The following is a 592-nucleotide window of genomic DNA, read 5'->3' as shown; positions in this document are numbered from 1 at the left end:
CAGCGAGAGCGGGGGCGGGGGCGGCGCCGGGCATCGCGCTGGGCACTGCACCGTGTATCGCGCCAGGTATCGCACCAGATATCGCACCACGTATCGCACCAGGTATCGCGCTGGGCATCGTGGCGGACATCGCGCTGGGTACCGCGCCAGGTGTCGCGTCGAACATCGCGCTGGGTACCGCACCGGGTATCGCGCTAGGCATCGCGTCGGGCACCGCGCTGGGCATCGTGGCGGACATCGTGCCGGACGTCGCGCCGGACGTCGCGCTGGGTACCGCGTCGGGCACCGCGGTGGGCATCGTGCCGGACGTCGCGCTGGGCACCGTGGCGGGCATCGCGCTGGGCATCGCGGCGTGGTCTTCGCAGCCGCAGCCTATGAGTTGCTCTTGGTCCTCGTACGTCACGCCTCTGCCCCAGTTCGGTTCGGTGGGCTCCGGGGAGCCCACCTTGTTTCACTACCGAGGGAAGACGTGTTTGCAACCTTAAGAGTTGCTTAAGGCGGGCAATCGGGGGACATTCACACGTCGAGGCGTTGGAAGACCCAGGCGTGGGGGGGTCTGGCGATCAGGTGCTGCGGGGGGTCTGCGGGGAGG

General features: G+C 68.9%; 1 pseudogene. It reads left to right on the top strand.

From position 1 onward, the window contains the following. Positions 1–485: pseudogene (locus GWK61_RS55030) on the top strand (hypothetical protein); the annotation flags it as partial. Positions 486–592 lie beyond the last annotated feature (107 nt).

The organism is Catenulispora rubra (assembly GCF_015356825.1).
Classification (GTDB): Bacteria; Actinomycetota; Actinomycetes; order Streptomycetales; family Catenulisporaceae; genus Catenulispora; species Catenulispora rubra.
The sequence above is the reverse complement of the archived record's forward strand: the minus strand, read 5'-3'. Positions and strand labels throughout refer to the sequence as shown.